This is a genomic window from uncultured Microbacterium sp. (assembly GCF_963521645.1).
Lineage (GTDB): Bacteria > Actinomycetota > Actinomycetes > Actinomycetales > Microbacteriaceae > Microbacterium.
This window is the reverse complement of sequence record NZ_CAUQVQ010000031.1, coordinates 20,013-29,445: the sequence shown is the minus strand read 5'-3', so window position 1 is coordinate 29,445 and position 9,433 is coordinate 20,013. Positions and strand designations below refer to the sequence as shown.

The following is a 9,433-nucleotide window of genomic DNA, read 5'->3' as shown; positions in this document are numbered from 1 at the left end:
TTGAGCGAGGACGGCGGAGCCGACCGAGACGAAGCGCGCCGCCCGCCCCCCCGGTTCAGCGCACCTGATGCGCGGTGAACTGCATCCGTGGGTGCGCGTAGTACTCCTGCGCCTCGATGAGCTGCAGTTCGCGTTCGCCCGACTCCAACGTCTGGGAGAGCAGATCGAAGACGCTCGACGCTGTCCTCTCGAGAGCCGTCTTCGCGTCGCCGGTCTGCACGTAATGGGCGGTGAACAGCGCGGCGGTCACATCGCCCGAGCCGTTCGCCTTCATCGGCAGGCGCGGCGTCTGCACGATCCAGGCGCCCGCCGAGTCGGCGACCAGCATCTCGATCGTGCCCTCTTCGCGGTCGGGGCGCTCGACGCTCGTGACCAGCACCGTGCGCGGACCCATCGCCATCGCGAGGTCGACCGAGGCGAGTGTGGACTCCAGCGTGTCGGGCTCGGTCCCCGTGAGGAATCCGAGTTCGAACTGGTTGGGCGTGATGATGTCGGCGACCGGAACGACCCTCTCGCGCAGCAGCACAGGGATCGCCGGCGCGACGAAGCATCCCGACTTCGCGTTGCCCATGACCGGGTCGCACGCGTACACCGCGTCGGGGTTGGCGGCCTTGACACGGGCGACGGCGTCGATGATGACGTCTCCGATGCCCTCGCCACCCTGATAGCCGCTGAGCACCGCGTCGATCTCGCCGAACACGCCGCGCTCCTCGATGCCCGTGATGACCTCGCGCACATCGTCCGGTGAGATGAGCGGGCCGCGCCATGCGCCGTAGCCGGTGTGGTTCGAGAAGTTCACGGTGTAGACCGGCAGCACCTCGACGCCGATGCGCTGCAGGGGGAACACCGCGGCGGAGTTGCCGACATGCCCGTAGGCGACAGCGGACTGGATGGAGAGGACCTTCATTCTCCGATCCTTTCGTTCAGGGCGGGAGTGCTCCCGCGGTGGGTGGTCATGGGGCGTCGTTCACCGTGTGGCGGCGACGAGGTCGGCGATGAGGGTCTCGGCGTCGTCGTCCGACAGATCGTGCACCGTGAGGCGCAGGTGGTGAGACGGGTCGGCGCGCTCATCGAGGGCGAAGTCGTCGCCCGTGCGCGCCAGCCAGCCTCGGCGCATGAGTCGTTCGGCGACCAGGCGCGCGGGTTGCGGCAGTTCGATCCACAGACTCAGGCCGTCGGTCGCGGGGGAGTCGAACCCCTGCTCCCGCAAGCGGGACGCGAAGGTCGCGTTCCGTGCGGCGTAGTGCTCCCGGGCGTCAGCGATGCGCGAGAGCACCGCATCATCGGTCAGCTGCGCCAGGGTGAGGCGCTGCAGCAGATGACTGACCCAGGTGGTTCCGGGACTCAGGCGCATCGAGAGGCGCTCGGCCGTGGTGGCGTCGGTCGCTGCGATGGCGAGGCACATGTCGGGCCCGAGGAACTTCGACACCGACCGCACGAGCGCGAAACGGCGGTGATCAGGGCCGATGAGTGATTCGTAGGGGCGCGGCGACAGCATCGAGAAGTGATCGTCCTCGATGATCAGCACATAGGGATGCTCGGCGAGCACGGCGCGCAGTTCGGCGGCGCGCGTGGCCGTCAGACTGGCACCGGTCGGGTTCTGGGCGCGCGGTGTGCAGATCACGGCGCGCACTCCCGCCTCCACGGCGGCACGGAGGCCGTCGACCGTCATCCCCTGGTCGTCGACGGGAACGGGAACCGCCCGATATCCGCCGAGGCGGACGGTGTGGATGCTGGCGAGGAAGCACGGGTCCTCGAGCGCGACGGCATCGTCGCGCATCAGCGCCTGGGCGAGCAGCCGTTCGACGGCGTCGACAGCACCGCTGGTCACGGTGATGCTGAACTCCGGGTGCCGGAGGTCGTCGGCGATCCACTCGCGCGCCCACTCGTCGAGACCGCGATCGATCACCGGCTCCCCGTACAGGACCGGGCGTCCTGCGACGTTCGCGAGCGCCGGCGAGGGATCCGGGATGAGACGCGGATCGGGGTTTCCCGTGCCGACGTCGCGCAGCACCGTATCGGGCGCGTACCCCTCCTGTGCGACCGATTCGTGTCCGGCGACGATCGTGCCGGCGCGACCGCGCGAGACGACGAGTCCCGCTTGAGCGAGTTGGCGGTATGCGGCGACGGCCGTGTTGCGGTTCACACCGAGAAGGGCGGCGAGCTCGCGTACGGGCGGCAGGGGACTGCCGGCGCGGAGGACGCCGCGGTCGCGCAGCGCTCGCACGCTGTCGGCGATGTCCGCCGCGGTCGTTCCCGTGATCTGTTCGCTCATGTGTCCTCATGACGATTCTAGGTCGTCACGGACAGTGCTACTGTTTGGCCTAGATCAAACGAGTCATCGTTCGACACCCTCACGCACACCGTGCTTCCCCGACAGGAGCTCTCATGACCGAACAGACCACCACCGGATCCTCGCGCGTCAAGCGCGGTCTCGCCGAGATGCTCAAGGGCGGCGTCATCATGGACGTGGTCACCGCCGACCAGGCCAAGATCGCGGAGGATGCCGGCGCGGTCGCCGTCATGGCGCTGGAGCGGGTTCCCGCCGACATCCGTGCGCAGGGCGGGGTGTCGCGCATGAGCGACCCCGACATGATCGACAGCATCATCGACGCCGTCTCGATCCCCGTCATGGCCAAGGCCCGTATCGGTCACTTCGTCGAGGCCCAGGTGCTGCAGGAGCTCGGCGTCGACTACATCGACGAGTCCGAGGTGCTGTCGCCCGCCGACTATGTGAACCACATCGACAAGTGGGGCTTCACGATTCCCTTCGTCTGCGGTGCCACCAACCTCGGCGAAGCGCTCCGCCGCATCAACGAGGGTGCGGCGATGATCCGCTCCAAGGGCGAGGCCGGCACGGGCGACGTCTCGGAGGCTATGAAGCACATCCGCAAGATCCGCGGCGAGATCGCTGCGCTCACGGCCCTCCCCAAGGATGAGCTGTTCGTCGCCGCGAAGGAGCTCCAGGCCCCGTACGAGCTCGTCGCCGAGATCGCGGAGACCGGCGCGCTCCCGGTGGTGCTGTTCGTCGCCGGCGGCGTGGCCACCCCCGCGGACGCCGCGATGATGATGCAGCTCGGCGCCGATGGTGTCTTCGTCGGCTCCGGCATCTTCAAGTCGGGCAACCCGGCAGAGCGTGCCAAGGCGATCGTGAAGGCGACCACCTTCTTCGACGACGCCAAGGTCATCGCCGAGGTCTCGCGCGGCCTCGGTGAGGCGATGGTGGGCATCAACGTTTCCGACCTCCCCGCGCCGCACCGCCTGGCCGAGCGTGGCTGGTAGTCCACGGGTCGGGGTGCTCGCGCTGCAGGGCGACGTGCGCGAGCACGCCGCCCTGCTCGCGGGGCTCGGCGCCGAGGTGGCGCTGGTGCGCCGCCCCGACGAGCTCGCCGCCGTCGACGGCCTCGTGATCCCCGGCGGTGAGTCGAGCGTGATCGACAAGCTGTCGCGCGCTTTCGGCATGCGCGATCCGATCCGAGCGGCGATCGCGGGGGGCCTTCCCGTCTACGGGACGTGCGCGGGGCTCATCCTCCTCGCCGACGAGATCGTCGACGGCATCGAGGGGCAGCAGTCCTTCGGCGGCATGGACATCGCGGTGCGACGCAACGCATTCGGTCGTCAGACCGAGTCCTTCGAGACCGAACTCGACGTGCCCGAGCTCGGCGATCCTCCCGTGAGAGCCACGTTCATCCGCGCCCCCGTCGTCACTCGCGTCGGGCAGGATGTCCGGGTGCTCGCGGCGCTGCCCGACGGCACGATCGTCGCGGTCGAGCAGGGGCGGCTGCTGGGCACGAGCTTCCACCCGGAGGTCGACGGCGAGACGCGATTCCACGAGCGTCTCCTCGCGCACGTCGCCGCGAGGTCGCATGAGGCGTGACGCGCACGCACGACCCGCCCGGGCGCACGGTCATGACAGCGGGTGCGCGGTGTCGCGACTACTCTCGATCGGGTGACTGGATCCCGAGCAGAGGCGGCGTACTCGCGCGCGGTGGCAGCGTTCAGCACCCCCACGCTCGACCTCCTGCACGGACGATTCGCGCCCTTCGTCGTCGCATCGCTCACGATCCTGTTCACCGCGGATCGCGCCTCCGTGCCGGTCGCGGACGCACACGCCGAGCTCGCCGAGGTGCTCGACGAACTGCGGGGAGCGGATGACGACGACGAAGGCAGACGTCTGCCCACCGGCAGCGGCAGAGACGTGTGCCGGAACTGGGTCAGACTCGGGTGGCTCGTGCAGCAGATCGACGACGACGTCGAGGTGTATCGACTGTCGGCTCACGCGGTCGAGGCGCTGGAGATCGCTGGCCGCACCGGTGCCGGACGCACCCGGGTGTCCAATTCCCGAGTGCGGACGCTTCTCGACGCGGTCGAGCATCTCTCCGACAGCGCCGAGGCTGATCCGGAGCGTCGTCTCGCACGTCTCCGCGCGGAACGCGACCTCCGGGACATCGAGATCTCCCGGATCGAGGAGTCGGGTCGCGTCGACCCGCTCGACGACGACGAGCTCCTCGAGGAAGCGGAGAACGTGCTGCATCTCGCCCGCGAGCTGCCGGCGGATTTCACACGCGTCGCGGAATCGCTCAAGGCGATGCAACGAGACGTCGTGGCGCACCTGCGCCGGGATGAACGTCCCACCGGCGAGGTGCTGCGCGAGTACCTGCAACGCGCGCAGGATGTCATGCAGTCGACGCCGGAGGGGCGCGCTTTCGCCGGTGCACTCCGACTCATCGGTGATCCGGACCGCATCGACGCGTTGACCGAGCAGCTCAGCGGACTCCTCGCTCAGCCCTTCGCGCGCATGCTCGACGGTTCGCAGCGCGCCGAGCTCGATGCCGTCGGTCGTCGGGTGGAAACGGGGGTCGAGGAGGTGCTCGCCGCGCAGCGCCGCGCGTCGCACGTCATCACCGGGCAGGTGAAGACCCACGACCCGCTGCGCGACAGACAGATCGATGACCTCCTGAGAGACGTCATCGCGGGCCTGCACGGCTGGTCGGGATCGGCCTCGGTCGTCGACCCGGTCCGCAGCATGCCGCTGATCGATCTCGGGCATCTGAGGCAGACCGTGAGCGACATCCGTCCGCCCCGCGCGCCCGCGCCGCTCGCGGAGGCCGACGACGTCGACTTCGTCGATCGGGACACTCGGGCGTGGGGCGGGCCGCGGTACGCCGAACTCGAGGAATATGTGGCTGGGCTCGGCGACGAGTTCGATCTCGCCGAGGCCTTCCGGAGCGTGCCGGATGCGGCGCGGCGGCCGGTGGACCTCCTCGGGCTTCTCGAGATCGCCCACCGCAACGGTCTCACGGACGCCGAGGGGATCTCGACGGTCGAGGCACTGCGTCCGGACGGGACGACTCGTCGTTTCGCCTTCGGAGCGGTCGTCGCCCGCAGCAGGAAAGAGGAGCAGGATGACTGACGAGAATTCCACGACGATCGACGCGAGCGACGACGCCTTCATCGCCCCGACCGCGATGGAGCAGGATCTCGAAGAGCACTTCCCCGGCGACCGGGGAACCCTCGACCCCGAGATACGTCGCGTGCTCGTGCACCTGTTGCAGCGTCGGTTCATCGCGGCGGAGCGGAATCCGCGAGAGTGGACCTTGCTGCGGGAGCATCAGCACGTGATCGAGTCGCGGTTGAACGACATGTACCTGAGGCTCGTCATGGATCACGCACGCGGGTTCGCATACAAGCAGCAGCTCCGCTCGGATGAAGTGGAGATGCCGGTCCTTCTGAAGGATGCTCCCTACTCCCGAGCCGAGACGCTGGTGCTCGTGCATCTGCGCACGGTCTATCAGCGCGAGGCGGCGGCGGGTGAATCCTCCGTGCGCATCGACGTCGAGGACATCGAGCAGACCGTCCTCAGCTACTTCGCGGAGACCGACGGCGGTACCGCGAAGCAGCAGCGCGCGATCCGCGGTGCTCTGGACCGGCTCGACAGGGAGGGAATCGTGCAGGAGGAGACCAGCGGACGCTACCGCATCACCGCGCTCGTCGAGGTGGTGCTGAGCGCCGAGACCCTCAAGGAGCTGCGCGATTGGCTGCGGACTCAGGCGGTGGCGACACGATGACCATGATGGACACGCTCTTCGGGATGATCCCGTCGAGTTCACGAGGGCAGCAGTGGGTCGCGGAAGAACTGCAACTCATCAACTGGGGCGGTTACGACGGCGGGCCTCACCGCGTGCGCTTCTCGCCGGACGCGACGCTGCTGTGCGGCGGATCCGGCTCCGGCAAGTCGACGCTCATGGACGGCTACATCGCGCTGATGATGCCTCACACGACGCCCTTCAACGGCGCGTCGAACGGCGGGGTCACCGGGCGTCCGCGGGGCGAAGAGCAGCGCAACATCCTGTCGTACGGACGCGGCAAGATCGACGAGTCCCGCACTGACGAGGGCACCAGACTGCGGGTGCTGCGCGGTGACGGCGAGGACACGTGGAGTGCCGTGGCGATGACCTGGCTCGACCACGACGGCTCGCGCTTCACCGCGGTGCGCGGCTGGTACATCCCCGCCGATGCGCGGACTCTCGAGGACACGACGCGACTGCGTGCGACGATCGAGGACGCTTTCGATCTCGCGCGCCTGGATCAGGCCGCGGCGCTGAGGCTGAGCGACGCATCGGCGCGGTCTCTCGGGCTGGAACCGCTGCCCACCGACCGCGAGTTCTCTGCGCGTCTGCACGCCGTGCTCGGCATCGGGGCGGGAGGATCGGGGGCGAAGGCCGTCAGTCTGCTCGCGCGCATCCAGGCGGGCCAGCAGATCACCACGGTCGACGACCTGTACAAGAAGCTGGTGCTCGACGAGCCCGAGACGATGGCGACCGCGGATGCGGTCGTCGCCCACTTCGACGAGCTCGAGAGCACGCGTACGCGGATGCTCGTCGCCAAGCAGCAGGTCGCTGCTCTCGAGCCGATCCGCGGCATCTCGCAGCGGATCGCTGCCGCCGCCGAGCGCATGCGGGTCGTGGATGAGGTCGGCGTGTTCTCGGATCCCTCGACTCTCGCTGCGCTGTGGAGCGCACAGCGTCGTCTCGATCTGCTGCGCGAGGTCGAGACGGAGCTGCGCGACCGGACCAGGGCGCTCCAGCTCGCGTTGCGCGAGAAGAACGCCCTCATCGACGCCGCCGAGCTCGAACGCGAAGGACTCCTCGACGTCCTGCGCCAGTCGGGAGGGGATCGACTCGACACGGCTCAGCGCGAACTGCGGGCCGCCGAACGACGGCTCGAGGACGTGCGACGGGAGCGGGCGAGATTCGACGCCGTCGTGCGCGAGCTCGGCACGGAGGTGAACACGGCATCGCAGTACGAGGAACTGCTCGCTCGCCTGCGTGAGGATCTCCCCGAGGAGCGACTCCGCGGCGCGCGCGCGGCCTTCGCCGACGCGGAGTCGGCGCGCCGAGCGGCAGAGCGCGAGCTCGCTCAGGCCCGCTCTGAGCGAGAGCGGACCGAGCACCTTCACGGCAGCATCCCCGCCCACCTGCACGCATCCCGTGCGCTGCTGGCCGAGGCCGCGGGACTGACGCCTGAGGATCTTCCCTTCGTGGGAGAGCTCATCGAGGTGCGCACCGAGTTCGAACCCTGGCGAGAGGCATTCAACCTGGCTCTCGGCGGTTTCGCACGGACGCTGTTGGTCGACGTCGCCGACCTGGATCGCTTCCGTGCGGCGATCGAGTCTGTGCGCACTCCGGAGCGGATCTCCTATCAGGGCGTGAAGACGGGAGAGGGCGAGCCGCGACCGTCGGATCCGCGCACGCTTCCCGGGCGACTCGATTACCGGCAGACCCCTTTCACGGGGTGGCTGCATCGCCGGCTCGACGACCGGTACGACTTCGTGTGCGTCGACTCCTCGGCGGACATCGCCGCGCATCCGCGCGCTCTGACGATCTCCGGGCAGGTGTCGCACGGTGACCGCGGCTCGCACGGCGGTCACGGGCGCGCGAATCTGCTCGGGTTCTCCAACGGCCGCCGCCTGCGCGACCTCGACGAGCAGATCGCCGGCCTCGAGCAGCGGCGAGAGGCGGCGAGCGAGGCCGCGGCCGATGCGGAGCGTCTCCTCGACCTCCTCGACATCACCGCGAAAGCCCGCGCGAAGATCGAGGACCTCACCTGGGAGCAGATCGACGTGGAGGCGGTCTCAGCCGAGCGGTCGAGATGGATCGGCGTCCAGACGGAGGTCTCCGCCGAGAACCCGCAGATCGCTGACCTGCAGGCACGGGCCGACGAGCTGCGAGCCCGCACGGGACAGCTGCGAGACGCGAGCGCGCGGCTCGGCGGTGAACTCACGGTCGCCCAGGACCGCTGGGTGGAGGTCACGGATCAGGTCGACGCGTGCCAGCGGATCGTCGATGCCGCCGAGGTGGCCGGCACCGCCGTCGAGGACCGTCACCGCGCGTTCCTCGATGCGAGATTCCTCGGCGCCGAGTCGGCCGTGAGCGTGACAGCATCCGAGCGGCTCGCGCAGCTGGACTCCGCCCTGCGGACGGCGGCCACTCGCCTGCTCGAAGAGCGCACGGCCGCAGCGGCGTCGCACGCGGAGCAGCGCGAACAGATGCGACGACTGATGACGGGGTTCCTCGAGCGGTGGGACTCGCTCACGATCCTCCCCGACCCCGACGAATCCGTCGCCGAGTTCGAGTCGATCCTCGACGCCCTGCAGACCAACGGGCTGCACGAACTCGAGTCCGAGTGGCGCGACAGCCTGCTCAAGCTCTCCGGCAACGATCTGACGAGTCTGGACTCCACGCTCAGCAGATCGCTTCGCGAGATCAGGAATCGCATCGATCCCATCAACAGGATCATGGAGGAGCTGCCGTTCTACGACGACGACCACCGTCTGCAGATCTCTCCGCGTGAGAACCAGTCAGAGGCGCGACGCAGGTTCCGCAGGGAGTTGCGCGAGGTGCGCGGTCTGATCGATGCGGCGAGCACCGACGCCGAGCGCGAGAACGTCTACCGCAGGATGAGTCGGCTGATCGCCAGGATGCGACGCACGGCCCCCGACTTCGCCGAGCTCATCGACGTGCGCAACCATGTGCGCGTGAGCGCGGAGAGGGTGCACGCGGTCACCCGGGAGCACGTCGCGCTCTACGATCACATCGGCGAGAAGTCGGGCGGTGAATCGCAGGAGCTCGTCGCGTTCATCGTGGGCGCCGCGCTGCGGTACCAGCTCGGCGACGCAGGTGCCGAGCGGCCGCGGTACGCCCCCGTGTTCATGGACGAGGCCCTGATCAAAGCGGACGCGCACTTCACGAAGAGGGCCATCGGAGCGTGGCGCGGTCTGGGCTTCCAGCTGGTGATCGGTGCGCCGAACGACAAGTACAGCGCGATCGAACCCCACGTCGACGTCGAGTACGACATCCTCAAGGACACGAAGGGGCGCTCCTGGGCCCGGCCGAAGGTGGGGCTGCCGGTCGACGACGCGTGATCGAGTCGC

General features: G+C 68.9%; 7 protein-coding genes. 5 read left to right on the top strand and 2 right to left on the bottom strand.

Going from position 1 to position 9,433, the window contains the following annotated elements:
- Positions 1-55: 55 nt before the first annotated feature.
- Together pdxY and RWO82_RS08990 are read right to left on the bottom strand one after the other, a co-directional pair.
- Positions 56-907: a pyridoxal kinase PdxY gene (gene pdxY, locus RWO82_RS08995; RefSeq protein ID WP_314425878.1), complete on the bottom strand. Its 852-nt coding sequence runs from the start codon at positions 905-907 to the stop codon at positions 56-58.
- Positions 908-967: 60 nt separating this feature from the next.
- Positions 968-2,275 (bottom strand): aminotransferase class I/II-fold pyridoxal phosphate-dependent enzyme, encoded by a 1,308-nt coding sequence (locus RWO82_RS08990; RefSeq protein WP_314425877.1) that lies wholly within the window; start codon positions 2,273-2,275, stop codon positions 968-970.
- Positions 2,276-2,388: 113 nt separating this feature from the next.
- Between RWO82_RS08990 and pdxS the strand changes: the two genes are divergently transcribed.
- The 5 genes from pdxS (at position 2,389) to RWO82_RS08965 (ending at position 9,424) form a co-directional block, all read left to right on the top strand.
- Positions 2,389-3,282, top strand: a complete 894-nt coding sequence (gene pdxS / locus RWO82_RS08985; protein WP_314425875.1) for a pyridoxal 5'-phosphate synthase lyase subunit PdxS — start codon at positions 2,389-2,391, stop codon at positions 3,280-3,282.
- Positions 3,272-3,877 (top strand): pyridoxal 5'-phosphate synthase glutaminase subunit PdxT, encoded by a 606-nt coding sequence (pdxT, locus tag RWO82_RS08980; RefSeq protein WP_314425874.1) that lies wholly within the window; start codon positions 3,272-3,274, stop codon positions 3,875-3,877. The genes pdxS and pdxT overlap by 11 nt, the downstream gene beginning before the upstream one ends.
- A gap of 72 nt (positions 3,878-3,949) precedes the next feature.
- Positions 3,950-5,413: a DUF3375 domain-containing protein gene (locus RWO82_RS08975; RefSeq protein ID WP_314425871.1), complete on the top strand. Its 1,464-nt coding sequence runs from the start codon at positions 3,950-3,952 to the stop codon at positions 5,411-5,413.
- Positions 5,406-6,068 carry a DUF4194 domain-containing protein gene (locus tag RWO82_RS08970; RefSeq protein ID WP_314425869.1) on the top strand — a complete coding sequence of 221 codons (663 nt, stop codon included), beginning with the start codon at positions 5,406-5,408 and terminating at the stop codon, positions 6,066-6,068. Before RWO82_RS08975 ends, RWO82_RS08970 begins: the two co-directional genes overlap by 8 nt.
- The gene (locus tag RWO82_RS08965; protein ID WP_314425879.1) at positions 6,065-9,424 is read left to right on the top strand and encodes an SbcC/MukB-like Walker B domain-containing protein; all 3,360 of its coding nucleotides are present in this window, start codon (positions 6,065-6,067) and stop codon (positions 9,422-9,424) included. The genes RWO82_RS08970 and RWO82_RS08965 overlap by 4 nt, the downstream gene beginning before the upstream one ends.
- Positions 9,425-9,433: the final 9 nt, after the last annotated feature.

What these genes read in the sequence shown, in the direction of transcription:
- pdxY (WP_314425878.1), bottom strand. Translation starts at nt 907, where the DNA reads ATGAAGGTCCTCTCCATCCAGTCCGCTGTCGCCTACGGGCATGTCGGC.
- RWO82_RS08990 (WP_314425877.1), bottom strand. Translation starts at nt 2,275, where the DNA reads ATGAGCGAACAGATCACGGGAACGACCGCGGCGGACATCGCCGACAGC.
- pdxS (WP_314425875.1), top strand. Translation starts at nt 2,389, where the DNA reads ATGACCGAACAGACCACCACCGGATCCTCGCGCGTCAAGCGCGGTCTC.
- RWO82_RS08970 (WP_314425869.1), top strand. Translation starts at nt 5,406, where the DNA reads ATGACTGACGAGAATTCCACGACGATCGACGCGAGCGACGACGCCTTC.
- RWO82_RS08965 (WP_314425879.1), top strand. Translation starts at nt 6,065, where the DNA reads ATGACCATGATGGACACGCTCTTCGGGATGATCCCGTCGAGTTCACGA.